Origin of the sequence: Streptomyces termitum (assembly GCF_014650175.1) — a bacterium.
GTDB classification, from domain to species: Bacteria; Actinomycetota; Actinomycetes; order Streptomycetales; family Streptomycetaceae; genus Streptomyces; species Streptomyces termitum.
Window position 1 is genome coordinate 47,131 of sequence record NZ_BMUL01000024.1, and the last position, 25,220, is coordinate 72,350.

A 25,220-nucleotide genomic window follows, 5' to 3' on the forward strand; every position below is an offset into this window, starting at 1 on the left:
ATCAGGTCCTTCGTGTGGGTGCGGAGGGTGGTGTGCGGTCAGCGGGAGAGCGTGTCGACGGCCTGGGCGTGAACACCGGGCGCGGCGGCCAGGAAGCTCTCGCTCCGGGGCGGCCCTCGGCGTCGGAGATCCGTCCGCCGGCCTCGGCGACGAGCAGGGCTCCGGGCAGCAGGTCCGCGCGGGCTCCGGCGAACTGCCAGAAGGCGTCGATCCGGCCGGCGGCCACGTTCAGCAGGTGCAGGGTCGCGGGGACGGCGGTGCGGACGACGAGGGCGTCGAAGAGCATCGCGGTGATCGAGGAGCCGACGCGCCGCACGACCTCCTCGTCCTCGTCCGGCCGGGCCTGGCTGGTGGCCACGAGGCCGAGGCCGAGGTCCGTGGTCGGGGAGACGCGCAGCGGGCGGCCGTCGAGGTGGCTCCCCCGCCCGCGAGCGCGGTGTAGGTCTCGCCGGTCAGCGGCACGTGGACCGCGGTGAGCACCGGGCGGTTCTCGCGTACGAGGGTGGCGGTCACCGCCCACTCCGGCAGGGCGTGCAGGTGGTTGACGTTGCCCTCGGCCGGATCCACGACCCCCCATTCGCCGGGCGGCAGCGCTCCGCCGTCCAGTTCGTCCTCCACCCGGCCGGCGTCCGGGCGCAGACGGGTGAGGGCGGGGCGCAGGGTGCCGAGGGCCGTGTCGTCGTTGTCGGCGAGCGCGCTCATGAGCTCCTCCCGGGTCCGGTAGGGGACCACGTCGCCGAAACGCTCGCGCAGCGCCGAGGCGGCCTCGCGCACGGCGATCACGGTCCGGGCGAGCAGGTCGGCGTCGGAGGCGGTGGCGCCGGTGGTCCGGAGGGCTTCGGGCATGGCTGTACTCCTGTGCGGGGAAGGCGGGTTGAGGCGTCCGGGTCGGGCTGCGCGCCTGCACGTCACCGCGCCCGCGATGAGCCGGAGTCTGGGGCGGATCCGTCGTACGACGGGGGATCAGATCCTGGTGCGCACCGGCCGGACGATGACCCCGACGCCGTACGCGATCGCCGTGCGCGAGCAGGTGCACGCGTTGTTGCAGCAGGTCCAGGGGGTGCTGGCACCGAGCCGCGCACTCGATCTGGACACCCTGGAACGCACCTTCACCCTCCGCTGGCACGACTCCCTCGTCGCGCTGTGCGGCCCCGCGCTGCTCTCCGCCGTACGCGAGGAGGCACCCGGCGTGCGCCTGCGCTTCCTCGCGGAAGCGAGCGTCGACACACCCGGGCTGCGGCGCGGCGAGGTCGACCTGGAGGCGAACGCCACCCGGCCGAGCGCCCCGGACATCCGTGCCGAGAACGTGGGCGGGACCCGCCTCGTCATCGTCATGAGACAGGGACACCCGCTCACTCGCGGCCGGGCCGTCACCGCGGAACAGTACGCCGCTGCCGAGCACGTCACCGTCTCGCGCCGCGGAAACCTCCACGACGTCGTCGACGAGGCCCTCGCACCACTCGGCCTCACCCGCCGCGTGGTGGCGGCCGCGCCCACCGAAGCGGCCGCGCTGGAGTTCGCGCGCGGCTCCGACCTGCTGATCTGCGTCCCCGAGGCCACCACGCACACAGCGGTCAGCGACCTCGGCCTGACCACTCTCCCCCTCCCCCTCGACCTGCCGCCGGCCCCGATCTACCTCTCCTGGCATCAGCGCTACGACACCGACCAGGCCCACACCTGGCTGCGCGACCTGGCCCGGGCAGCGCCGGCCCGGCACGGAGCGGCGTCGTAACGGCACTCGCACCGGCCGTACCGTTCCGGCTTCTCCGCTGGAGAGGGGTCACCCGGTCGCGGTGGGGCGATCAGTGGTGGACCGGGAGGGAGCGCGGGGGGTCCTGGCTGACGGTGATGGTGGTGATCGTCTCGCCGTCGGAGGCGTGGACGTGGATCCAGCCCTGGGTGAAGTCCCGGAGGTCGTCGCGGTCGCCGGTGTGGGTCGGTACGCCGAAGGGGAGGTCGGTGCGGATGGGGGCGGGCGGCATGCCGTCGGCGAAGGCCGCGAGGCGTTCGGGGCGGTGGCCGCGGTCGCCGATGGTGACCGCGGTGACGGTGCCGGCGTGGGTCCGTACGCGCGTTCCGGCGAGGCCGCGTACGTGCCGGGCGAGGGGGTGGTCGGCGTCGAGGCCCAGGACGTCGAGGAACAGGGTGAACTCGCCGGAGCGCCAGCGGTGGATCCGGTGCGAGACGCCGACCTCGCCGAGGACCGTCGTGATCTCCTCCGGTGCCTCGCCGTCGGGCCCGTACCGGACGACCAGGTCGCGGGGGCCGTACCGGTGGAGTTCGGCGCGGCCGCTGACGGCCGCCGGGGTGCCGAGGGCCCGGTGGACGTCGGCGCGCGCGAGGGGGCGGACCGCCCCGGGGAACAGGGTGTCCGCGTCGAACGTGTCGAGCCTGATCCGGGTGCTCAGGACCCGGCCGTCCTGGACCTGCACCTCCACTCCCCCGTCGCACACGATCAGCCGCCGGGTGACGCCGGACGAGACCGCCCAGCGCCGGGTGGTGCCGCCGGCCCGCCGTACCGCCTCCTGGAACTCCGTCCCCGCTTCGGGGCGGCCGAGCGGGGCGAGGAAGGCGCGGATCGGGCCGGACGGCAGAGGGGCCGGGGCGGGGCGTTCCAGGGTGATCCTCGTGAGGCCGCCGTCGGTGTGGTGGAGCCGTACGCGGTCCCCTTCCATCGGGTACGTGTCCGGGGCGCCCTCCAGCGGGTCGCCCAGGACCGCCCGGGCGCGCTCGCGGTCGCTTCCCGCGTCCAGACCGGCGATCAGCGCGGCGGGGCGCGGATAGGCGCCGTCGCCGGTGAGGGCGAACGTCAGGGTGTGCCCGCCGTCGGGGCCGGGCACAGCGTCGGGCCCGTGCTCGCCGCCGGGCGCGGGGACGCTGTCGGGTTCGTGCGCGCCGTCCGGTCCGGGCCCGCTGCCGGGTCCGGGCCGGGCGTGGGCGGGGCCGGCGGCCAGTGCGCGGGAGAGGGCCGTCCGCTCTCCGTCCGGGGTGTCGGCGAGGGCGTCGGCGTGGTGCCAGAGCTCGCCGGCGAAGCGGGGCGGGATCACGCGCGGGCGGCTGGGGAACCAGCGGCCGGGGATCCACGCCCCGCCCCTGGGGTCGAACAGGCGCAGGTCGTCGTGCTCGCCCCGCCAGCACGCCGCCATGAACGGCCTGATCTCCCAGGCGTCGGCGAGCGCCGTCGCGTACTGCTCCCGCGTCAGGGCGAACAGCGCGTCGGCCGAGCCGTGCCCGACCTGCTGGTCGACGCCGACCCAGGGCCGTCCCGTCGACACCTCCACCCCGATGCTCGGCTCGCGTGCGACCTGCACGAAGCACGTCGTGTCGGGCTTGCGCCGGGTCGCCTTCTTGTCGCGCTTCGCCACCGTCGTCCCGTCCCTCCGTCTGTTCGTCGGCAGGGTACGGGACCCGTCCTGCGGCAGGCCTGTGGGGACGCGACGTCCCTAAGGGGTGTCGTTCAGGAGGGCGCGGCCCAGGGGGGTCAGGGTGTGGCGGACTCCGGTGCCGTCGCGGTCCGAGGTGAGCAGGCCGGCCGTGCGCAGCACGGTGGCGTGGTGGCTCGCGGTCGCCGGGGAGGTGCCGGTGCGCCGTCCCAGTTCCGCCGTGCCGGCGGGGGTCTCGGCGGCGCGCAGGACGCGGGCGCGGGTGGTGCCGAGCAGGGCGGCGAGGGCTCCGTCGGTGTGGTGCGGGGCGGCGGGGGTCCAGACGCGGGCGTAGTCGGGCAGGTCGCGGGCGACCGGGTAGCGCAGGACCAGGGGCCGGTCGGGGTCGGCGTTGTCGGTCAGGGCCAGCGGACCGGGCCGGAAGAAGGTCGGTACGAGCAGCAGCCCGCGTCCGGCCAGCCGCAGTTCCGCGTCGGTCTCGCACGGGACGTGGAGGACGGGCGGGGTCCAGTGGATGCCGGGGTGCAGGCCGGTGAGGAGTCCTTCGACGCCGAGGTCGGCCAGGGCCAGGGCGCGCCGGGTGCGGTCGGTGTGCGCCATCGCGGTGATCTGTGCCCAGTAGGGGGCGACGGCGACGGCGTGGTAGGCCGACAGGGCGTGACGGACGGTCGCGCCCCAGCGCGGGTCGCCGTGGTGCAGTGCGTGGATCCAGCGCGGCGCGCGGGGGCGCTGGTGGGCGACGGCGTCGAAGTCCGCCGTCCACTGCGGGCGGGGCAGGGACCAGGTGTGGTCGAGGCTGTCGGCGAGGGTGGGGGTGGTCGCGTGGGTGAAGACCTCCGGGACGTACTCCCCGATGCCGGCGGGGGCCAGCTCGAACAGCGGGCGCATCGCCGCCTTCAGGCGGGTACGGGTGCGCTCCCGCCAGCCCGCGAACGCGACGCTTCCCGGCCCGCCGTCCTGGAGCACGGGCAGGCTCAGCACGGTCTCGGCGAGCGGGTCGGGGAACCGGGCGACGCGGACGCGGGCGAGGTCCTGCGGGGTGAGGTGGACGTGCAGCACCGGTGGTTCTCCGGAAGGTGGGGGCGGCCGGGGCGACCCGTTCACGGCACGCTAACCGGCGCGGTACGGGCCCGGGGCCGAGGAGCGCGGAACTGGCCGGGAGGCGCCGCGCGGCGCGCGCCGGATGTCCGGATTCGAGGGTGCTCGAAGGGCGTTGTCCGCCGTTCGGGGGCGTGGGGAGACTGGGGACCGGCCGGGGGATACGGGGAGGGAGGCGGGAGTGCGGCGGGGGTGCGGGGAGGCGGCGCGGGCCGCCGCTGCGGCGGGCGGTTGTCGTACCGAGGTGTCCGCCGTACCGAAGTGCCGGTCGCGCCAAGGTGTCCGCCGTGTCCATGGATACGCCGTACCCGTGGATAAGCCCTACCCGTGGACACGTCGTACCGAGATCCGCCGCACCGGGCATTCCCCGTGCCGAGGCATCCGCCGCATCGGGCATTCGCCGTACCGAGGAGCTGATCTGTGATGAGACTTACGCGCCATCCGTTCGCCGCGCACACCGCCGTCGCCGTCGGCGCGGCCCTCGCGGTCGCCGGCCTGCTGGCCGGGCCCGCGGCCGCCGCGCCCGCCGCCGCGCCCGCGTCCACCGCCACGGTGGCGGCCGCGAGCGCCGGGGACACGATCATCCGGGGCACCAGCATGCTGGCGCGGGGCGAGGCCTGGTACTCGCCGGACGGCCGGACCATGCTCGCGATGCAGGGCGACGGGCACGCCGTGCTCTACCACGACGGGGTCGCGATCTGGACCGCGCGCGGAAGCTACGGCGTCGGCAACCAGCTCTACATGCAGGCGGACGGCAACCTGGTGGTCTACGACGCCGGCATGCGCGCCGTGTGGAACAGCCAGACGCACTCCCACACGGGCGCCTACCTGGCCGTCCAGAACGCCGGGAACCTGGTGGTGTACTACGGCTCCACCCCGCTGTGGTGGTCGAACTTCCGTCCCGGCGGCCCCGGAGACCCGGAAGACCCGGGCTGCCTGCCGCGCCCGGGGCGGCTGTGTCCCTGAACCTGCCGTCCCTGTCGGGCCGTTGCGACGCCCCTGATCCAGGGGCTTTCCCCGGCGTTTGAACTCCCTCTCCCCACCCGCGCACGCGGGTGGGGAGGGAGCCGTAGGGCGCCCGCCGGGAGCGGGTCCCGGCGGGCGCCGTACGGGGGCGGGGTGGGGTCAGTTCCAGACCATGCCGTAGAAGTAACCGCCGGTGCCGCGCTCGTAGTAGTGCTGGCCGTACAGGCCGCCGACACAGCGCCACTTGTCGTCGAAGGGGTTGGTGGCGTAGGAGCCGACCATCACGCCGGTGTCGGCGTCCCACAGCTCGGCGCGGCCCCAGTAGGACAGGGCCTTGTGCTTGCCGGAGAAGCAGACCTCGTGGTTGCCGTTGGCCGCGACCGTGCCGCTGGTGCACACCCCGCCCCAGCTCTCGCAGACGGCCGAGGCCGCGCTGGCGGGGGCGGCGGTGATGAGGCCGAAGCTGAGCATCGCGGCCGCCGTCACGGCCACCTGCGCGATTCTCTTCTTCATACTGTTTCCTCCCGTTTTCTGTGGAACTGGTGTGGACGACGCCCAGACTAGGAAGCGGATGATCACGGGAGTGTGCGCCGGGTGCGGGTTTCCTTGACGCTCAGCGCGCGGAACTCGGTGGGGGTCATTCCGTACTCCTCCCTGAAGGAGCGGCTGAAGACGGCCGGGCCGCTGAAGCCCCAGCGGGCGGCGACGACGGCGACCGGGTAGGCGCGGGAGCCGGTACGGGCGAGGTCCTCGCGGGAGCGTTGCAGGCGGCGGTGGCGGATGCGGGCCGCGACGGTCTGGCCCGTGCCGCGGAACGCCTCGTGGAGGGTGCGCACCGAGACGGCGAGGGCGGCGGCGATCGCGGCGGGGGTCAGGTCCGGGTCGCCGAGGTGGGCGTCGACGAAGGCGTGGGCACGGCGCAGCAGCGCCTGGGTGCGGACCTCGGCGGGGAGGCGGTCCTCGGCTCCGAGTCGCTGGGCGAGGCCGGCGGCCAGCAGGTCGACGGCGATCGTGCCGAGCCGGTCGCGTTCGTCCGGTGCGCAGCGGGCCGCGTGGCCTTCGAGGGAGTGCAGGAAGGCGGCGAGGACGGCGGTCGTGCCGTGGTCGCCGGGGAGGCGGCCGGCGAGGAGCCGGTCGGTATGGCGGTCCCTCAGTGGCAGCATGTGGCGCGGCAGTTGGAGCATGAGGAGCCGTACCGGCCCGGTCTCGGCCGGGATCTGCGCCTCGTAGGGGCGCGAGGTGTCCCAGAGGACGAGGTCGCCGGGGGCGACGCGGCAGTCGCCGTGGTGCTGGGTGAAGGCGGCGGTGCCCGCCTGGATGAGTCCCAGCTGGTACTGCTCGGGATCGCCCCGCCGGATCAGGGCCGGGGTGCGGCGCGAGCGCAGGGGCGAGAAGGCGAAGGCCGCCATCCTGACGTCGCCCAGCGGCAGGACGGCGGCCTCGGCCTCGAAGTCGGCGGGGGTGTCGGTGCGCAGGTCGGTGGGGGTCACCTCGCGCGAGACGAGTTCCTCGAACCAGTCGAACCGCTCCCCCATCGGCAAGGTCTTCGACGACACCTGCGACCACATCCGCACCCCCCCCCCGGCTTTCCGCGTTCATGTCTCCGACCGGCGCGTCGGCCGGCCGGTCCGTGCTTACGATGCGCCGCCGAAGGGGCGTCCGCCGCATGGTTCGCCCCGGCGTGCCGCACACAGCCGTCCCGACCTGACCCGGCCCGGCCCGATCCGGATCGGCCCGAATCGGCCCGGATCGGCGAGGAGGTCGAGCGGGCCGCGCGGTCGGGCCTCCGGCCGGGGAAGCGGCCGGCGCTCAGGCGGAGGTCGGCCACGGCGTCTTCGGCCTTGGCCTTGGTCCTTCTGGGAAGGTCGGCGGGTTTCCGCGTCGGCGGTCCCAGGAGTGCCTTCGCTACCGCCCGTGGCCTTCGGTGTCGGCGGGGGCGGCGGCCTCTCCCTCGGCGAAGACGATGACGGTGTCCGTCGGGCCGAAGGTGAGGGGGGTCGTGCGGGGCGGGTTGAGGAAGATGCCGTAGGAGGGGGGCCTTTCGCCGTGGTCGGCCAGGCGGTAGCCGATGGCGGTCTCGCCCCGGCGGCGGGCGGCTTCGATGACGGTGGCGAAGTCGGCCCCGGCGCCGCGGGCCACGTAGTCGGAGGCGGGTTTGAGGTAGATCTCCGAGCCCTCGGGGGTGAAGAGGTCGGTGAACACGGCGTGCAGGTGGGGGTTCTCGGTCAACTGGGTGAGCAGCAGGCTGATCATCTTGGTGCTGACGATGAAGTCGTCGGCCTTGGTGACCTGGGCGACCTCGCGGTTGGCGTCGTCGTTCATCTCCGTGACGATCGAGTACGGGTTTCCGAGGGAGTCCTCGATGTCCCGCAGGTGCAGGAGGGTCACCAGGGTCCGGTCGTCGGCGGGGCCGGCGGCGACGGTGTCGTCCGAGAGCACGACGACGTGCTGGTAGTCGCCGAGGTCCAGGGCCTCCAGGGAGGACCGCCGGGTGGGCGCGCAGGTCTTGAATCCGACGGTGAGGTTGACCAGGGGGTCGCGGAGGACGGCTTCCGGGCGGTGCGGTGCGGCGATGTCGAGGGTCGATCCGGGCTGGACGAAGCTGTCGAGGAGGGTGACCAGCTTCGCCGTACGGGAGTTCTCGCCGATCAGGAGGGTGCGGTCGGGTGTCGGCGGCTGGGCCGGGGCGGAGGTGATCGCCGACTCGGTGATCGCCGGGCGGGTCCGGCCCAGCCGGATGAGCAGGTCGTCCTCGGCCAGCAGGAGTATCTGGTCGCCGGGGCCTATGACGGTGTCCATGGGCGGGTTGACCAGGGCGTCTCCCGTCGCGGTGCGCAGGCCGACCGGGATGCCGAGGTCGAAGGCGTTCAGCGCGTGCCCGTACGTCGAGCCCTCCAGGGCGGGGGCGTCGTAGAAGTAGAACTCGTTGCCGACGAAGCTCAGCAGTTCGTTGAAGACGGTCGAGAGGCCCGTCTGCCGGTGCGCCTGTGCGATGAGGCGGACCGCGATGTCCTCGGCGTCGATCACGAGGGCGCTCCGGCCGGCGGCCAGCCGGGCCGCCGCCAGGTTCTCCGAGTCGTGGACGGCGGCGACGACCTGCGGCCTGTCCCCGGTCCAGGGCCGGCTGTGCAGCAGGAGCAGGACCTTGATGACGTCGACGTCGCGGTCGTCGCCCACCGGCGGCAGCACCATGATCGACTTTGCCGTGTCCGGGCTGACCAGTTCCAGGTCCGCCCGTACGAGCGGGTTCCCGGAGCGGCAGATGACGCGGGTCCTGCCGGGGTCGGGGATGCGGGCGCGGATCGCGTCCTCCATGGAGACCTTGTCCCGGTCGGCGAGGATCACGACGCACGAGCGGCGTTCGCTCTGGTTCGCCTCGACGAGTTCGGCGACCACGGTGAAGACCTGGTCCGACCAGCCCAGGACGATGGTGTGCCCGCGCTCGACGAGCCGCGACCGGCCCGTGCGCAGCTTCTGGAGCTTCTGGTTCAGACCGGCGGTCAGGACGCCGATGAGCGCGCTGACGATGAAGATCCCGCCGAGCGTCACCGCCAGCATCAGGACGAGGAACACCGGGCTGCCCGTGTCCCCGCCCATGGTGCCGGGGTCGAGCGTGCGCAGCAGGCTCATCCACGCGACGCCCGGCCAGCCGCCGTTGTCCTCCGCGTCGGTGTCCGTGAACAGCACGACCAAGGTCGAGGCCAGCCCGATGAGCACGAGCGAGGCGAGCGCCAGCCAGCTGATCAGGGCCGGTGTCCCCCGGTCCATCGTGCCGTCGAACCAGTACCGGAACCGGGTCCGTACGCTCTCCCTCATCCCCGACCTCATCCCCGACCTCATCCCCGTCCTCTCCCCGCCCTCTCCCTGTCGCCCGCGCCCTCCGGCCGGGCCGTGCGCTCCGTCGGCGCCGCCGCGACGATGCGCAGTTGATCATTCTCCCCGCCCTGCCGGGTGCGTGTCGCCAAGGGGGCCCGGACCGGGGCCGGTTCGGGTCTTCGACGGGCCGCTCCCCCGCCCTCCCCGTCGGTCCGAGCGGGTTCTCCCCGCCCCTGCGACCCTGATACTTTCTACACTGTTGTAGAAAGTCGGGCGGTCGGTTCCAGCCGTCGTGCGCCTCCCGGGGAACCGAAGCGTCCGCGGGTCCGCGGACCGCGTCGGGCCCTGCCCGGCGGCGACTTCGACGGGGGCGGGCGACCCGCCCCCGCACGCATGCGACCTGTAGACGCCGCGCCCGGCGCGGGAAAGGGGATCGAGATGGAGATCTCGGGCATCATCAGCGCGATCGTGATCGGCATCGTCGTCGGCACGCTGGGGCGGCTCGTCCTGCCGGGGCGGCAGCGCATCGGGGTGCTGTGGACGATCGCCGTCGGCATCGTCGCGGCCTTCGTCGGCACGGGGATCGCGGCGGTGCTGGGAGTGGCGGACACGAAGGGCATCGACTGGATCGAATGGCTCATCCAGATCGGTCTCGCCGCCGCGGGCGTGGCCGCCCTCGAACGGTACAGGGCCCGCGACTGACCCGGGTCCGTGAGGTGAGGGGCCCGCACCGGCCGGTGCGGGCCCCTCACCTCACGGACCGGACGGCCCGGAGGGCCCCGGCGCGTCCGGCGCCGGGGCCCTCCCCTCCGCTACGGAATCGTCAGCACCTGGCCCACGCCGACCACATCGGGGTCGTCGATGCCGTTGGCCGCGGCGATGTCCTGGTAGCGGGTGCCGTCGCCGTAGAAGCGCTCGGCGATGCCCCACAGCGTGTCGCCGGGTTCGACGGTGTAGGTGCGCGGCTCGACGGGCATGGGCACGACCTCGTGGGCGACCTGCTCCTCGGTCGGCTCCTCGGTCGGCTCCTCGACGACGATCGGGTGGTCCGTGGGGGTGTTCGACGCCCACAGCGCGCCGCCGTCCCCGGCGTACAGCACCACGTTCCTGTCGCCCTGCACGACCAGCCGGTCGGCGCCCCGGCCGTCGGTGTCGGTGGCCCACGCCGGGCCGTCGTCGGTGTAGAGCACGAAGTTGCCGTCGTGCTGGAGCACGGCCCGCCGGACCCCCCGCTCCTCGGTGCCGGTCGCCCACACCGCGCCCGCCGGCTCGGAGAGCACCAGGTTGCCGTCGCTCTGGAGCGTCAGGACGTAGGCGCCCGCCCGCAGGGACTGGCCGAGACCGAGCTCCTCACCCGCGTACAAGGTGTCACTCATGGGATTCCTTTCCAAGGGGAGCGCGAGGGGCGATGCCCGCGACGCCCCTCCGCGATCACTCAATTTCTACAAGAGTGTAGAAGATCAAGAGGGGGCTCGGCGCGTCAACCGCCGACATCTCGCACGGATGCGGAACGGGCCCGTCGACGCCATACCGAAGAGCTTGCACCCAAGGGGTTGAAGGTATCCGGCGGTTCTGGCAGGGTTCCGATGACCGGCAGGGCAAGGAGCCCTGGGTATCCATCTCTTGGGGGCGGATTCATGATCCACATCACTCTCGGCGACATGCGCCCCGTCGAGCCGCAGGAGGACCAGCTGGGGCGCGATCACGTCGGCTGGCACAAGGACATGAGCGACGAAGCGCTCTTCCAGGCCAACCGGGGCTGCTGGGTCCTGGGCGAGCGGGCGGAGAAGGAGCGGTACGCGCTGCTCTCGCACGGCGGGAAGGTGCGCATGGCCATCGAGATCGACCGGCTGGTTCCGGTGGCCGGGGGCCGCAAGGCGATCGAGGGCAGGTTCCTCAAGGCGGGCGACGCGGTCCACGACGCCTACGTGGGCGAGGACACCCCCACGGAGCGGGCCCGGAATCCGATCACCTACTTCGACTCGCCGCACGACACCCGCCTGTGCGGGTGCGACTGCGGCGAGCCGGTCGTCGGCGGATGGTTCCTGGCCGGGCACGACCAGAAGGCGCTGCACGCCCGGGTCGCCAGGATCGGCACCGTCCGCGAGTTCCTCGACTGGTTCGACAGCACCTACGTCGAGCCGACGGCCGAGTAGCGGCCGGGCCCGCACCCCGCCGCACGCCGGAAGCCGCCGGGCCCGCCGCACAACGCGTCGGCCCCGGCGCCCGGGCCGGTGCCGTGTCCACGATGCAGTCATCCGCGCGGGTCGATGCCGCCTACAGCTACCCTTCGCGCCAAGCGGGGTGACACCTTTTCAGAGTGCAGGGGAAGGGCTACGGAATGAACGGGAGCACCGGCCACGGACGCGTCGTCGCCGCCCTCGACGGCGTGCGCATGACCCGCCACACCACGGGCCAGGTCATTCTCGACGACATCGACTGGACGGTACGGGCGGGCGAGCACTGGGCCCTGCTCGGCCCCAACGGGGCGGGCAAGACCAGCACGCTGCGGATCGTCGGCGCCGTCGCGTTCCCCACCACCGGCACGGTCGACGTCCTCGGCCACCGGCTCGGCCGGGTCGACGTACGGGAACTGCGTGCCCTGATCGGCCACGTCTCCCCCTCCCAGCGCGTGCCGCCGGAGCTGACGGGCCACGCCGTCGTCCTCACCGGACACAGCGGAACGGTCCAGCCGCTGTGGCGGACGTACGGCGCCGAGGTGCGCGAACGCGCGCACGCACTGCTCGCCGAACTCCAGGTCAAGGACCTCGCCGACCGCCCGTACGGCGTCTGCTCGGGCGGCCAGCGCGCCCGCCTCCTCATCGCCCGCGCCCTCATGGCCGACCCGGGTCTGCTGCTGCTGGACGAACCGTTCAACGCGCTCGACCTGCCCTCGCGCGAGGACCTCATCGACACCATGCGCCATCTGGCCGCCTCCCGGCCGGAACTGGCGACGGTGACCGTCACCCACCACCTGGAGGAGCTCTCCCCGGCGATCACGCACGCCCTGCTCCTGCGGGAAGGGCGCGTCCTCGCGCGGGGAGCGGTGGAGGACGTCCTCACGCGGGACCGCATGACCGCCTGCTTCGGCCGCCCCATCGAGGTGACGCGGCACGCCGGCCGGTGGCTGGCCCGCTCGGGCGGCAGCGCTTAGCGGCCTCTCCCGAGCCCGGACGGCCTCCTGGCCAGGGGCGCGAACCCGCACCCCGCCGAAAGGGGGGTGCGGGCGGCGGGCGGGAGGGCGTCAGCCGGCGCGGTGGACGGAGATCTGTTCGATGTGGCCGGCGAAGTGCCACTGGGGGCCGCCGTCGTCGACGTTGCGGCCGGCCCACAGGCCGGTGAGGCCCGGGGCGCGGGCGAAGAGCGCCGGGGTCGTGGTCGAGGCGATGCGCACGCCGTCCGCGTACATCGCCGTTCCGGAGTCGGTCACGGCGACGGCGAGGGTGTGGTCGCGGCCGTCGGCGAGGGACGTCGTGCCGTCGAGCTTCGCGCTGTAGGCGCCGCCTGCGCGGGCTTCGTAGTGGGGTACACCGCCGTTCAGGGAGAGCGTGACGTTGGTCGACGCCGCGCGGGTGTCCGAGGCGGACAGCAGGGTGGCCGCGACGGGCGTCTTCGTGGTGCGGAACCGTGCGGTGATCACTCCGCGGGCGAGCGGGGCGACATCGGGCAGAGCCGGGGTCAGGTCGGTGTACGAGGAGACGCCGTCGTACTCCCGCGCGGGCGTCGCGTGGAGCGCCCGGTCCGGTCCGGCGACGAGCACCGGCGTGGTCGTGGAGGTCTCAGTGGCACCGGCCGTGAGCGTGACCGTGAGGTTCCGCTCGCCGGTGGGCGTGCCCGCCGGTGGCAGCACGGTGAAGCGGAGGACGGCGGTGGCGCCGGGGGCGACGGCCGGGACCGGCCGGGACGCGTCCCCGCTCCAGCCGGCGGGCAGGCTCAGCGCGGCCCGGCCCGGAACGCCGGCGAGGTGGCCGTGGTTGGTGACGCGCACCTCCACGGTGTTCGCGGCGCCGGCCGTCAGCAGGCCGTCGGGGACCGCGGTGCGGGCTTCGAGCTTCGGACGTCCCTGGTCCGTGGGACAGTCCGCGCCGAGCCAGGCGGCGTCGAAGCGGGCGAAGGTGATGCGCTGGTACGGGCCGGACTCGTAGAGCAGGCCGAAGGTGCCGTCCGCGAGGCGGGTCATCGTGGAGTAGGCCGTGCCGCCCGCCTCGACGACCCTGGCCGCGGGCCAGGTGAGGCCGTCGTTGCAGGACGTCCTGACCGTCAGGTTGTGGCGGGTGGTGGTGCTGGCGGTGTTGCTGAAGAGCAGCCGGTGCGACTCCGGCCGCGAGGCGTCCGCGGTCGCGTCGTACCGCAGGATCGCGGCGTTGTTGGTCGGGTCGATCAGCTCGTCGTCCGGGACGGGGGCGGAGTAGGTGACGCCGCCGTCGTCCGAGTAGGCCACGAGCCGGGTCTTCGCGCTGGACGTGCGGCTGTTGAGCATGATCCGGCCGTCGGCCAGTTCGACGGTCTTGTTCTCGTCCATCAGCGGGCCGACGGGGTCGCCCGCCTTCCAGGTGTCGCCGTGGTCGTCGCTGTACGCGCTGACCGCCCAGATGCCGCCGTCGGCTCCCCGGAAGGCGTACTGCTGCACCAGGCGTCCGGTGGAGAGCTGGATGCCGGTGCCGGAGGAGGCGAACATGCCCTTCCAGGAAGGGTCCTTGATGTCCCGGGTGATGCGGCGGGCGGTCCAGGTGACGCCGCCGTCGTCGGAGTAGGCGTAGTCGGCGTGGAGGGAGTTCACGGCGTCGTTCGCGTTGCCGGCGGCGGAGTTGAAGAACCCGATGCCCTGGGGGCCGTAGGCGTAGAAGACGAAGACCCGGCCGGTCTCGCGGTCGACGAGCATGCTGGGGTCGCCCGCGCCGACGCCGCCGTCGAAGTCGGCGATCGCCTGCGGGGCGGTCCAGGTGCGGCCGTTGTCGGTGCTGCGGCGGACCATGACGTCGAGGTTGCCGGGGAGGTCGGCCGCGTTGTCGTTGCGGCGGTCGTAGGCGGCGAGGAGCGTGCCGTCCGGGAGGGTGTCCAGGGCGGGGATGCGGTACGTGTGGGCGCCCTGGCCGGAGGTGGCGAGGACGGTGCTCTCGAACAGGGGCTCCGGGGACGCGGCGGCGGCCCGGGCCGCGCCGTCGGCCGGGGGCGGCCCGGCGGCCGACGGCGCGGCTCCGAGGAGGCCGGCGCCGAGCGCGGCCAGGAGAAGCAGGGAGACGGAACGGGCGGTTTTCACCGGCACCTCCACAACAGACGACAGGGAGGCATCGGACATCAGACGTTGCGGCGAAACCTAGATCGCCGCTGATGCGGCGTCAACCCTTCCGGCGGAGGGCGGGAACGTGCGGCGCGACGCTTGCGGCACCGGGCGCGGAACCATAGAGTCACCTCGGCATCGGACATCAGACGTCTCATGCCCCATGTCAGGCTCTCATGCCCTCAGATGATCGGTTCCCGCCGTGGGATCGGCCAGCCGGTGCAGCCGCCTCGGCACGTCGAACCCCACCAGCACGACCACCACCAGGCTCAGACCGGACGTCAGCACCGCCAGCGCCGTCCCCAGCGCCATGCCCTCGGCCAGCCGCGCCCCGAGCACCGGGGCCACCGCACCGCCCAGCGCCCCCACGTTGTACGTGAACCCCAGCCCGGCCGCCCGCCGTTCCGCCGGGAAGTGCCCGCCGATCCAGCGCGGCAGCAGCCCGGAGACCCCGAAACCCAGCGCCTGGAGCGCGAACAGCAGCACGCCGAGCAGCGGCAGGTCGTCGCCGACCGCGAACACCGGGAACACGAACACCAGCGAGGCGGTCAGCGTCCACGCGTACGCCCGCGAGGGACCGAACCGGTCCCCCGTGAACCCCGACAGCCAGCAGCCCGCCATCGTCCCGAACCCCGCGAAGTACAGCACCCGCGCCACTTCCTGCGGCGCGTACCCCAGCTCGGTCTTCAGGTACGTCGGCAGCAGCGCCTGGATCGGCCAGCTGTACAGGAACGCCGCGAACACCGTCCCGATCAGCGCCAGGTACAGCACCCGGCCCCGCCGCCCGCCCAGCTGCGCGGCGAACACCGCCATCACCGCTCCGGCCGTGACCGACAGCACCGCAGTCCAGCCCCCCGCGAGGCCGGCGAACACCGCGAACAGCGCGCCCAGCGCCACCGCCGCGAGGAGCACGTTCACCACCGCCCGGCGCCGGTCCGCGAACAGCGGCCGGAAGGGGCTCGGCCTGGTCGCCGTCTCCGCGACCGCCTCCTCCCAGTCCGCCGCCTCCGGCAGCGCCCGCCGCACCCACAGCGCCACCACCACCGGCAGCACGCCGAGGTAGAACATCCAGCGCCAGCCGTGCGCCGGCACCACGACGCTGTACGCCTCCGCCGCCAGCACCGTGCCCATCGAGTAGCCCGAGATCAGGAAGCCGCTCGCCCGGCCGCGCAGCCGCGCGGGCCAGCTCTCCATCACGTACGTCGCGCTCGCGCTGTACTCCCCGGCCATGCCGAGCCCGATCACCAGCCGCGCCGCGAACAGGCTCCCGTAGCTCCATGCGAAACCGCAGGCCAGGGTTCCCAGCGAGAACAGCCAGATGCTCAGCACCATCGCCGTCCGGCGGCCGTACCGGTCACCGATCGCACCCAGGACGGCGCCGCCCAGCCACCGGGTGACGAAGGCGGCCGAGACCAGGCCGGCCGCCTCCACGGGGTCGAGGCCGAACTCCTCGCTCACCTCGGTGAGCACCAGGGTGATCAGGACGAAGTCGAAGCCGTCGAGGAGATAGCCGATCCAGGCACCCGCGAACGCCTTCCAGCGGGTCCGCCCGATCTGCCGGTACCAGGGGCGCGGGTCGCGCGGGTCGTCGGTCACGGGGACAGCATGAGGGGCGCGGCCCCCTCCGCCCGGGAGGGCCGCGCCCATGGCGTCGCCGGAGGCACCAGACCGTGCCCCGGGCGACGGGTTCAGACCCGGCCGCTCGCCACGGCGGCCGCGAACCACCCGGTCAGGGTGGTGGGATGGGTGATCGCCGTGCCGACGACCACCGCGTGCGCCCCGCGCTCCAGCGCCTCGGCGGCCTGGGCGGGGGTGTGGATCCGGCCCTCGGCGACCACCGGCACGTCGAGCGTCCCGGCGAGCCGTGCCACCAGGTCGAGGTCGGGGCCGGCCGCCTTGCGGTCGTACGTGGCGGGGGTGTAGCCGGAGAGCGTGGTGCCCACCAGATGGGCGCCGAGCGCGGCGGCCCGCACCCCTTCCTCGTACGTGGACACGTCGGCCATCACCAGGCCGCCGGCCGCGCGGACCGCGTCGATCGACGCGGCCAGGGGGCGGCCGTCGGGGCGGGGCCGATCGGTGGCGTCCAGGGCGACGACGTCCGCCCCGGCGTCGAGGACGGCGAGGGCGTGCCGGGCCGTCGGGGTGATGTACACGCCCTCCGCCCCGTCCTTCCACAGCCCGATCAGCGGCAGGTCGAGGGCGCCGCGGACGGCCCGGAGGTCGTCCAGCCCCTGGGCGCGGATGCCGGCCGCGCCGCCGTCGCGGGCGGCCAGGGCCACCCGGCGCATGGTGTCGGGGTCGCGCATCGGCTCGCCCGGGTACGCCTGGCAGGAGACGATCAGGGTGCCGCGCAGGCGCTCGACGACTCCGGTGGCGGTGGGACGCTCGTTCATCTCAGGACCTCCAGGGCGAGACGGGCCGCGCCGAGGAGCGCGGCGTCGCCGCCGAGCGAGCCCGGCCGCAGTTCCACGCCCTTCAGCGGGGGCAGGAGTTCGGCCTCGAACGCCTGCCGCAGGGGCTCCCACCAGGCGGGGCCGCAGTGGGCGACGCCGCCGCCGACGAGGACGAGTTCGGGGTCGGTCATGTTGACGATCCCGCCCAGGGCCTCGCCGAGCGCCCGCGCGCCCCGGGCCAGGACCCGGCGGGCCGTCTCCTCTCCCCCGTCGGCCCGCGCGGAGACCTCTGCCAGCGAGGAGGCGGGCACCGGCGCGGACCGCGCGTACGCGGCCAGCAGCGCGGGCCCGCTGCCGACCGCCTCCGCGTGCGAGGTTCCGCCGCAGGTGCAGGGCGCCCCGGCGGCGGAGGGGACGGGGACGTGGCCCGCGTGCCCGGCGGCGGACCGGGCGCCGTGGTGGACGCGGCCGTCGACGAGGAGCGAGCCGCCGATGCCCGTGCCGACCGCGGCGAGCAGGACGTGCCGGCGGCCGGCGGCGGCGCCGCGCCACGCCTCGCCCAGGGCGTGGGCGTGGACGTCGTTGTCGACGGCCACGGGGACGCCGAGGGCCCGCTCCAGGTCCCGGCGCAGTGCGGTGCCGGCCCAGCCGGGCAGGGCGTCGGTGGCCGAGACGATCCGGCCGGACTCCGGGTCCACGACGCCGGCGCTGCCGACGCCGACGGCCGCCACCGGGACGCCCAGGTCCCGTACGGCCCTCACCGCCGCCGCCACGACGGCCGCCGGGCCGTCGGACGCGGGGGTCGGCACCGTGTGCCGGCGCCGGAGGGTGCCGTGCGGGTCGACGATCCCGGCGGCGGTCTTCGTGCCGCCGATGTCGATTCCGGCGACGAGGGTCATCGCAGGCCCGCCCGCTCCAGGATCTCCGCGATCCGCGCGGTCTCGCCCGCGTCGAGCGGGCGCATCGGCGGGCTGACGACGTTGGTGTCGATGATCCCGCGCACCTTCAGGGCGGTCTTGAAGGCGCCGAGGCCGCCGGCGGTGGCGGAGGCGGTGCCGGGATCGGCGACGGTCACGATCTCGAAGAGCCGGGCGATGCGGTCCTGTTCGGCCCGGGCCGCCGCCCAGTCGCCCGCGGCGGCCAGCGCGTCGAGGCGGGCGTAGCCGTGCGGGTCGACGTTGCCGAGGCCGGGGACGGCGCCGTCGGCGCCGCCGAGCAGCATCGCGTCGACGACCACCTCGTGTCCGGTCAGGACCGAGAAGTCCGGCAGTTCGCGGGCGCCGAGGCACAGGTAGCGCAGGCCCACGTCGTCGCCGCTGGAGTCCTTGACGCCGGCCAGGACGCCGTCGGCGGCGAGCCGCAGGACGAGGTCGGCGGAGAGCTTGCTGTGGACGCAGACCGGGACGTCGTAGGCGAGGAGGGGGAGGTCCACGGCGTCGGCGACGAGCCGGAAGTGCCGGTCGATCTCGGTGTCGTGGGTGCGGGTGTAGAAGGGGGCGGTGGCGACGATCGCGTCGGCGCCGCTCTTCAGGGCGGCCCGGCCCCGCTCGACGGCGCGGTTGGTGGTCTGCTCGATCGTGCCGACGACGACGGGCACCTGTCCGGCGGCGGCGCCGACGATGGTGTCGACCACGACGTCCTTCCGGGCGTCGGTCAGGTAGGCGGTCTCACCGGAGCTGCCGAGGGCGAAGAGGCCGGTCACCCCGCCTTCGATGAGGAAGCCGACGAGCCGCTCCAGGGAGGCGGTGTCGATCTCTCCGTCGGCGGTCAGGGGGGTGACCACGGGCGGGATGACACCGGTGAAGCGGGGGGTACGGGCGTTCACGACGTGCTCCTGGAGATGTGTACGGGGGTGGGACGGGGGGAGGAGGCGGGTGCGTCGTCCCCCACCGGGTGGACGCAGTGCCAGCGGTGGCCGTCCGCGGTGCCGTCGGCCGCCGGGAAGGCGGTCGCGCAGGCGTCGTCCGCGTGCCGGCAGCGGGTGCGGAACGGGCAGCCGCTGGGCGGGTTGACGGCGGAGGGCACCGGACCGGTCAGGATGATCCGCTCGGTGCGCTCCAGCAGGCTCGGGGTCGCCGAGAACAGTGCCTCGGTGTACGGGTGGGTCGGGGAGGCCGACACGGCGCGGGCCGGGCCCTCCTCGACGATCCGTCCGAGGTAGAGGACGGCGAGCCGGTCGGAGAGGTGGCGGACGGTCTGGATGTCGTGGGAGATGAACACCATGCCGAGGCCGAGCCGGGCGCGCAGGTCGACGAGCAGGTTGAGCACCTGGGCGCGTACGGACACGTCGAGCGCGGAGGTCGGTTCGTCGGCGACGATGACGTCCGGTTCGAGGGCGAGGGCCCGGGCGATGGCGACGCGCTGGCGCTGGCCGCCGGAGAGCTGTCCGGGCAGGGCGCGCAGGGTGTGGCCGGGGAGTCCGACGAGGTCGAGGAGTTCCTCGACGCGTGCCTCGCGCTCCTGCTCGGTGCCGCGCTTGTGGACGTCGAGCGGGTCGCGCAGGATGCGGCCGACGGACATGCGGGGGTTGAGGGCGGTCGAGGCGTCCTGGAAGACGACGCCGACCGAGGAGCCGAACTCCTCGCGGCGGCGGGCGGCGGGCATCCGCCACAGGTCCTCGCCGCGGAAGCGGACGCTGCCCTCGGTGGGCTTCTGGAGGCCGGTGAGGACGCGGGCGAGCGTCGACTTGCCGCAGCCGGACTCGCCGACCAGGCCGAGGATCTCGCCCTTCTCGACCTCCAGCGTGGCGTCGGTGAGGGCGTGGACCGCGTCGTGGCGGAAGAGTCCGCCGCCGCGGGCCTTGTGCCGGACGTGGACGTTCTCCAGGCGGATCATCGGACCGCCTCCTTCCGCGGTGCGGCGGCGGTCGCCGGGTGGTGGCAGGCGAACGCGTGGGTCCGGCCCTCGGGGGCGGTCAGCTCCGGGGGCGTCGTGCGGCACGCCTCCGTGGCCGCGTCGCAGCGCGAGGCGAACCGGCAGCCGGCGCCGAACTCCTTCGGGGCGGGGACCACGCCGTGGATCTGGTGGAGCCGCTTCGCGCCGGCCTCCAGGGAGACGACCGAGCCGAGCAGGCCGCGGCTGTAGTGGTGCGAGGGGGCCTGGAGGACGGAGCGGGTGTCGCCGACCTCGGCGAGCTGCCCGGCGTACATCACGGCGACGCGGTGGGAGAGGTCGCCGACCAGGGCGAGGTCGTGCGAGACCAGCACCATCGCGAAGCCGAGTTCGTCGCGCAGCCGGACGAGGAGTTCCACCACCTGGGCCTGCACGGTGACGTCCAGGGCCGTGGTCGGCTCGTCGGCGATGAGCAGCTTGGGGCTGCGGGAGAGCGCCATGGCGATGAGGACGCGCTGGCGCTGGCCGCCGGACAGTTCGTGCGGGTAGCTGCGCAGGGTGCGCTTCGGGTCCAGGCCGACGAGTTCCAGGAGTTCGGCCGGGGTGCGGGTGCCGCCGCGCGAGGTGAGCTGGCTCAGCTGCTTGCCGACGAGGACCGAGGGGTTGAGGGACGACATGGCGTCCTGGTAGACCATGGCGATCTCGGGGCCGGCCAGCGTCCGGCGCTCCTTGCGGTCCATCGTCAGCAGGTTCCGGCCGCGGTACTCGACGGTGCCGGAGACCTCGGCGTTGCGGGCGAGCAGGCCCATGACCGCGAGGCTGGTGATGGACTTGCCGCAGCCGGACTCGCCGACCAGGCCGAGGGTCTCACCCTCGCGGACGGTGAAGGAGATCCCGTCGACGACGTTCACGTCGCCGTACCGGTCCGGGAAGCGGATGGCGAGGTCCTTGACGACCAGCAGTTCGGCCGCGTCCCCGGGTACCGGCCGGGCGGTCGGCGGGGTGGTCCGGACGATCTCGGCGAGCGTGGCGAGGGCCGCGTCGATCTCCTGGCGCGAGCGGGGCTCCGTCCCGGGGCGGGCGGTCTCCCGCTTGGCGGGGGCGTCCTCCGTCCGGGCCCGCTCCGGTGCGGCCGAGGCGTCCGTGAGTCCCTCGGAGAGGACGTTCAGCGCGAGGACGGTGACGAGGAGGACCACACCGGGGAAGAAGGTGGCCCACCAGCCGCCGGAGAGCAGGATCTGCCGGCCGTACGCCAGGACGTTGCCCCAGCTGGGGTTCGGGTCCTGCACGCCGGCGCTGATGAAGGAGAGGCTCGCCTCGAAGGTGATCGCCTCGGCGACCAGGACGGTCGCGAAGACCATGACGGGCGCGGCGCAGTTGACGGCGACGTGGCGGAGCACGATGTGGCCGCGGCGGGCGCCGATGACCTTCTCGGCGGCCACGTAGTCCTCGCCGTACTGGGCCAGCACGTTGGCGCGGACGACGCGGGCCAGGGAGGGGACGTAGACGAAGGCGATGGTGCCGATGATCACCGGGACGCTGGGGCCGAAGACGGCGACCAGGACGGCGGCGAGGGCGATCGGCGGGAAGGACATGACGACGTCGAGGGTGCGCATGACCGACTCGTCGCCCAGTTTGCGGGAGGTGGCGGCGAGCGCGCCGAGGAGGGCGCCGACGACGACCGCGAGGGCGGTGGCGCCCAGGCCGATGACGAGCGAGTAGCGGGCTCCGTGCACGACGCGGGAGAAGACGTCGCGGCCCACGCGGTCGGTGCCGAACCAGTGCTCGGCGCCGGGCGGCTGGACCGGGGTGCCGGTGGCCAGCGGGTCGGGGGCGATCAGCGGGGCGAGGAGGGCGGCGGCGCCGACGAGCAGCAGGATGCCGAGGGCGGCGCGCGAGGTGGGCGGCAGAGCGCGGAAGCGGATGCCGGGTCGGGAGAGCCTCTGGGCGAGGCGACCGGTGAACATGCGTCACACCGTCCTGATACGGGGGTTGACCAGCAGGTACAGGAGGTCGACGACGACGTTGACGACCAGGAACGCGAGGGCGATGGTGAGGACGGTGCCCTGGACGAGGGCGGTGTCGCCGCCGGTGACGCCTTCGAGGATGAGCTTGCCCATGCCGGGCAGGTCGAAGATCGTCTCGATGACGACGGCGCCGCTGAGGAGGTAGCCGACCTTGATGCCGAGCACGGTCAGCGGGGTGACGAGGGCGTTGCGCAGCACGCCGCGGATCACCAGGGCCCTGGGGAGGCCGTTGCCGGTGGCGGTGCGGACGTAGTCGCGGTCGAGTTCGGCGACCATCGAGGTGCGGATGAGGCGGGCGAGCGAGGCGGCGACGGGGACGGCCAGGGAGATCGCGGGCAGGGCCATGGCCCGCAGCCATCCGGTGGGGGACTCGGCCGGGTTGACGTAGCCGCCGGTCGGGAAGGCGGGGGTGTTCAGGGCGAACTGCTGGATGAGGACGACGCCGAGCCAGAAGGAGGGGATCGCGATGCCGGCCATCGACAGGATCCGGGTGACCTGGTCGGGCCAGCGGTCGCGCCGCACCGCTCCGGTCACGCCCATGGCGACGGCGAGGACGATCGCGAGGACCAGGCCGAGGGCGGTGAGTTGCAGGGTGACGGGGAGGGCGAGCGCGATCCGGTCGGCGACGGCCTGGCCGGGCGGCAGGGTGACGCCGAGGTCGCCCCGGAGGAGTTGCCCGAGGAAGTCCGCGTACCGGATCGGCAGCGGGTCGTTCAACCCGTGTTCCTCGGCGAAGGCGGCGCGGGCCTCGGGGGTGGCGCCCTCGCCGAGCGCGTTGAAGGCCGGGTCGGCGGGGGAGAACTGCATCACCACGAAGACCAGCAGGGTGATGCCCAGGATCATCACCGGCATGATCGCGATGCGGCGCAGGGCGAGCCGGAGGAAGACAGCCATCGTTCGGTTCCTAGCGGTTGGAGGGGTACCCGGGCCGGCCCGCGGTCGGGTGCGGGCCGGCCCGGGACCGGTCAGGAACGGCCGACGTTCAGGAACGACATGCCGGTGGTGGGCAGCGGGCTGAAGCCGGGCAGCGCCTTGTCGTTCCAGGCGGTGGGCAGCTTGCGGTGCAGGATCGGGTAGATCGGGACCTCGTCGGAGATCAGGTCCATGGCCTGGTTCCACAGCTTCGTGCGCTCGGCGGCGTCGGAGCTGCGGGCCGCCTCGTCGAGGAGCGCGCGGAGCTGCTTGTCGGGGGCGGTGCCGTCCCAGCGGTAGCGCTTGGTGGGCCAGGTGCCGTCGTAGAACCAGCGCATGAGCAGGTCGACGTCGTTGCCGAAGACCGAGGGGTCGCCCGGCGCGACGAGGACCTGGAACTTCCCCTCGTCGACCTTGCCGTACTGGGCGGAGGACTGGCCGATGCTCAGCGTGGTCTTCACGCCGACCGCGTCGAGGCTCTCCTTGACCAGGGGGGCGATGTCCTTGACCCAGCCGGTGTCGGTGGTGAGCAGCTCGATCGAGAGGTTGTTCACGCCCGCCTCGGCGAGCAGCTTCCTGGCCTTCGCCGGGTCGTACGTGTAGACCGTGGACGCCTTGTGGAAGTCGGGGTGGGTCGTCTGGAGGTAGCCCTGGGCGGCGGAGCCGTTGCCCATCATCGCGGTCTCGATGATCTTGGGGGTGTTCAGGGCGTAGTGGAAGGCCTGGCGGACGCGCTTGTCGTCGAAGGGCTTCTGCCGGGTGTTGAACATCATGAAGAGCTGGCCGAAGGACTGCACCGAGTCGACGGTGGCCTTCTGGGACAGGCGCTTGGCGTCGATGTAGGGGACGTCCTCGATGGCCTGGACGCGGCCGGACTCCAGGGCGCTGACCCGGGCGGCGGGGTCCGACATCAGCCGCCAGGTCATGGACTTGGCCTTGGCCTTGTTGCGGCCGTTGTACTTGTCGTACGCCTCGAAGACGATCTTGTCTTCCTTGGTGGCGGAGACCAGGCGGTACGGCCCCGAGCCCACCGGCTTGGCGTCGAAGCCCTTGGGGTCGGCCTCGACCAGCTTCTTCGGGACGATCTTGGCGACGGTGACCCGGGACGGGAAGAGGTCGAAGGCGTACTTGAGCCGGAACTCGACGGTGGAGGCGTCCACCGCCTTGACCGAGTCGAGGAAGGGCAGGAACTGCGCCATGAGCGAGGCGTTCTTCGGGTCGAGGATGCGCTCGAAGCTGTAGACGACGTCCTCGGAGGTCACCGGGGAGCCGTCGTGGAAGGTGGCGCCGGAGCGCAGGGTCGCCCGGTAGGTGGTCGCGTTCACCTTCTCGGGGAGGGCGGTGGCCAGGGCCGGGCGGGCGACGAGGGTGGCGGGGTCGAGGTCGGCGAGGCCCTCGAAGACGTGGGTGTTCGCGGCGACGGGGGTGGCGCCGGAGGCCGTCATGGGGTCGAAGCCCGTGGAGAGCGCGTACGAGATGCCCGCCTCGATCGAGCTCGTGCCGCCCCCCGCGCCGCTCGCGGAGCCGGTGGAGGTCGGACCACCGCACGCGGCCAGTGTGCCGGTCAGGACGGCCGCGGTGCCGACGACGCCGGTGTAGCGCAGGAAGCTGCGACGGCGGAGTCCTGCGGGTGTCCGCTGCGACATGGGGGTTCCTCCTAGGGGGCAACGTTCACTCGGAAAGAGCCGGGAGTTAGGACGTCTGATGTCCGACGGCTGATAGCGTGTGAACCTAGCTGGACGAGGGAGAGGGGTCAATAGGTGGCCAGTCCTGAGATTTCGGGTGTGCGCCCAGTGCGCGCGTCGCTCCGCAAGACGGTGGCGGAGGAGATCAAGCACTACATGCTCGACAACCGCATGCGGCCCGGAGATCCCCTGCCCACCGAAGCGGAGTTGTGCATCGCGCTGGGCGCGAGCCGGTCCAGCGTCCGCGAGGCGGTCAAGACCCTGGCCGCGCTCGACATCGTCGAGGTCCGCCACGGCCACGGCACCTACGTGGGCCGGCTGAGCCTCTCCGCGCTCGTGGAGTCCATGACCTTCCGCGGCATGCTCAGCCCCGACGACGACTTCCAGGTGTACGCCGACCTCGTCGACGTGCGGGAACTCTTCGAGCGCGGCAACGCCGAGCGCATCATCCACGCGCTCGACCCGCAGCACCTCGACACCCTCGAAGGGCTCGTCGACGAGATGGAGCGGCAGGGCTCGGGCGACGGGGACGGCTTCGTCGCCTCCGACCGCGCCTTCCACGCCCTCCTGGTGGAGCCGCTCGGCAACGAGCTGATGAGCCAGCTGACGCTCGCCTTCTGGGACGTCTACGCGATCGTCTCCCCGCACCTGAACCTGATGACCATCGAGGACGAGAGGGTGACGGTGGACGTCCACCGCCGCATCGTCGAGGCCGCGCGGGCCGGCGATCCGGTCGCCTTCGTCGCCGCCGTCGCCGACCACTACGCGCCGGTGCGCCGCCGCCTGGCCGCCGCCCGCGCCAGGGACTGATCCCGGACCTGACGGAT

General features: G+C 73.5%; 21 protein-coding genes and 1 pseudogene. 6 read left to right on the forward strand and 16 right to left on the reverse strand.

All coding sequences use genetic code 11. The annotated features are described in order from the left end of the window. Window positions 1–38 precede the first annotated feature (38 nt). Window positions 39–846 (reverse strand): annotated as a pseudogene (locus IE219_RS29610) (inositol monophosphatase family protein). Here IE219_RS29610 and IE219_RS29615 point away from each other — a divergent pair. Beyond that, window positions 845–1,732, forward strand: coding sequence for a LysR family transcriptional regulator (locus IE219_RS29615; RefSeq protein WP_189983083.1), 888 nt, complete (start codon window positions 845–847; stop codon window positions 1,730–1,732). The pseudogene IE219_RS29610 and the gene IE219_RS29615 overlap by 2 nt on opposite strands. Before the next feature lie 70 nt (window positions 1,733–1,802). Here IE219_RS29615 and IE219_RS29620 read toward each other — a convergent pair whose 3' ends face one another. Further along, the gene (locus tag IE219_RS29620; protein ID WP_229850188.1) at window positions 1,803–3,365 is read right to left on the reverse strand and encodes a hypothetical protein; all 1,563 of its coding nucleotides are present in this window, start codon (window positions 3,363–3,365) and stop codon (window positions 1,803–1,805) included. A 78-nt stretch (window positions 3,366–3,443) separates the two neighbouring features. Further along, window positions 3,444–4,442 (reverse strand): ArsR/SmtB family transcription factor, encoded by a 999-nt coding sequence (locus IE219_RS29625; RefSeq protein WP_189983085.1) that lies wholly within the window; start codon window positions 4,440–4,442, stop codon window positions 3,444–3,446. A gap of 462 nt (window positions 4,443–4,904) precedes the next feature. Here IE219_RS29625 and IE219_RS29630 point away from each other — a divergent pair, with 462 nt between their 5' ends. Beyond that, window positions 4,905–5,447 carry a hypothetical protein gene (locus IE219_RS29630; protein ID WP_189983087.1) on the forward strand — a complete coding sequence of 181 codons (543 nt, stop codon included), beginning with the start codon at window positions 4,905–4,907 and terminating at the stop codon, window positions 5,445–5,447. Between the two features lie 159 nt (window positions 5,448–5,606). On the opposite strand, the gene IE219_RS29635 is transcribed toward IE219_RS29630, so the two are convergent. The 3 genes from IE219_RS29635 to IE219_RS29645 all read right to left on the reverse strand — a co-directional run bounded on the left by IE219_RS29635 (window position 5,607) and on the right by IE219_RS29645 (window position 9,263). Next, on the reverse strand, window positions 5,607–5,960 hold the full coding sequence (locus IE219_RS29635; RefSeq protein ID WP_189983089.1) for a hypothetical protein: 354 nt from the start codon (window positions 5,958–5,960) through the stop codon (window positions 5,607–5,609). A gap of 62 nt (window positions 5,961–6,022) precedes the next feature. Next, entirely contained in the window at window positions 6,023–7,003 is a 981-nt protein-coding gene (locus tag IE219_RS29640) for an AraC-like ligand-binding domain-containing protein (protein ID WP_229850189.1), read from the reverse strand. A 349-nt stretch (window positions 7,004–7,352) separates the two neighbouring features. Next, window positions 7,353–9,263, reverse strand: a complete 1,911-nt coding sequence (locus IE219_RS29645) for a CASTOR/POLLUX-related putative ion channel (RefSeq protein ID WP_189983093.1) — start codon at window positions 9,261–9,263, stop codon at window positions 7,353–7,355. A 438-nt stretch (window positions 9,264–9,701) separates the two neighbouring features. On the opposite strand from IE219_RS29645, the gene IE219_RS29650 reads away from it, so the two are divergent. After that, complete coding sequence (locus IE219_RS29650; RefSeq protein ID WP_189983095.1) at window positions 9,702–9,965, forward strand: GlsB/YeaQ/YmgE family stress response membrane protein; 264 nt, start codon at window positions 9,702–9,704, stop codon at window positions 9,963–9,965. 110 nt (window positions 9,966–10,075) lie between these two features. Here IE219_RS29650 and IE219_RS29655 read toward each other — a convergent pair whose 3' ends face one another. Then, complete coding sequence (locus IE219_RS29655; RefSeq protein ID WP_189983097.1) at window positions 10,076–10,639, reverse strand: LysM peptidoglycan-binding domain-containing protein; 564 nt, start codon at window positions 10,637–10,639, stop codon at window positions 10,076–10,078. Window positions 10,640–10,900: 261 nt separating this feature from the next. Between IE219_RS29655 and IE219_RS29660 the strand changes: the two genes are divergently transcribed. Together IE219_RS29660 and IE219_RS29665 are read left to right on the forward strand one after the other, a co-directional pair. After that, window positions 10,901–11,419, forward strand: a complete 519-nt coding sequence (locus IE219_RS29660; RefSeq protein WP_189983099.1) for a hypothetical protein — start codon at window positions 10,901–10,903, stop codon at window positions 11,417–11,419. Between the two features lie 185 nt (window positions 11,420–11,604). Beyond that, window positions 11,605–12,417, forward strand: a complete 813-nt coding sequence (locus IE219_RS29665; RefSeq protein WP_189983101.1) for an ABC transporter ATP-binding protein — start codon at window positions 11,605–11,607, stop codon at window positions 12,415–12,417. 90 nt (window positions 12,418–12,507) lie between these two features. Here IE219_RS29665 and IE219_RS29670 read toward each other — a convergent pair whose 3' ends face one another. The 9 genes from IE219_RS29670 to IE219_RS29710 form a co-directional block, all read right to left on the reverse strand. Next, complete coding sequence (locus tag IE219_RS29670; RefSeq protein ID WP_229850190.1) at window positions 12,508–14,523, reverse strand: exo-alpha-sialidase; 2,016 nt, start codon at window positions 14,521–14,523, stop codon at window positions 12,508–12,510. A 195-nt stretch (window positions 14,524–14,718) separates the two neighbouring features. Further along, window positions 14,719–16,140 (reverse strand): sialate:H+ symport family MFS transporter, encoded by a 1,422-nt coding sequence (locus IE219_RS29675; RefSeq protein ID WP_229850191.1) that lies wholly within the window; start codon window positions 16,138–16,140, stop codon window positions 14,719–14,721. Between the two features lie 92 nt (window positions 16,141–16,232). Next, window positions 16,233–16,937 carry an N-acetylmannosamine-6-phosphate 2-epimerase gene (locus IE219_RS29680; protein WP_189983106.1) on the reverse strand — a complete coding sequence of 235 codons (705 nt, stop codon included), beginning with the start codon at window positions 16,935–16,937 and terminating at the stop codon, window positions 16,233–16,235. Continuing rightward, window positions 16,934–17,836 carry an ROK family protein gene (locus tag IE219_RS29685; protein WP_189983109.1) on the reverse strand — a complete coding sequence of 301 codons (903 nt, stop codon included), beginning with the start codon at window positions 17,834–17,836 and terminating at the stop codon, window positions 16,934–16,936. Before IE219_RS29685 ends, IE219_RS29680 begins: the two co-directional genes overlap by 4 nt. After that, window positions 17,833–18,762: a dihydrodipicolinate synthase family protein gene (locus IE219_RS29690; protein WP_189983110.1), complete on the reverse strand. Its 930-nt coding sequence runs from the start codon at window positions 18,760–18,762 to the stop codon at window positions 17,833–17,835. The genes IE219_RS29685 and IE219_RS29690 overlap by 4 nt, the downstream gene beginning before the upstream one ends. Then, a complete protein-coding gene (locus IE219_RS29695; RefSeq protein WP_189983111.1) occupies window positions 18,759–19,772 on the reverse strand; it encodes an oligopeptide/dipeptide ABC transporter ATP-binding protein in 1,014 nt (337 codons plus the stop codon). The genes IE219_RS29690 and IE219_RS29695 overlap by 4 nt, the downstream gene beginning before the upstream one ends. Beyond that, complete coding sequence (locus IE219_RS29700; protein ID WP_189983112.1) at window positions 19,769–21,736, reverse strand: dipeptide/oligopeptide/nickel ABC transporter permease/ATP-binding protein; 1,968 nt, start codon at window positions 21,734–21,736, stop codon at window positions 19,769–19,771. Before IE219_RS29700 ends, IE219_RS29695 begins: the two co-directional genes overlap by 4 nt. Before the next feature lie 3 nt (window positions 21,737–21,739). Then, a complete protein-coding gene (locus IE219_RS29705) occupies window positions 21,740–22,690 on the reverse strand; it encodes an ABC transporter permease (RefSeq protein WP_189983113.1) in 951 nt (316 codons plus the stop codon). A gap of 71 nt (window positions 22,691–22,761) precedes the next feature. Further along, window positions 22,762–24,354, reverse strand: coding sequence for an ABC transporter substrate-binding protein (locus IE219_RS29710; RefSeq protein ID WP_189983114.1), 1,593 nt, complete (start codon window positions 24,352–24,354; stop codon window positions 22,762–22,764). A 129-nt stretch (window positions 24,355–24,483) separates the two neighbouring features. Here IE219_RS29710 and IE219_RS29715 point away from each other — a divergent pair, with 129 nt between their 5' ends. Next, window positions 24,484–25,203, forward strand: coding sequence for a FadR/GntR family transcriptional regulator (locus tag IE219_RS29715; protein WP_189983135.1), 720 nt, complete (start codon window positions 24,484–24,486; stop codon window positions 25,201–25,203). Window positions 25,204–25,220 lie beyond the last annotated feature (17 nt).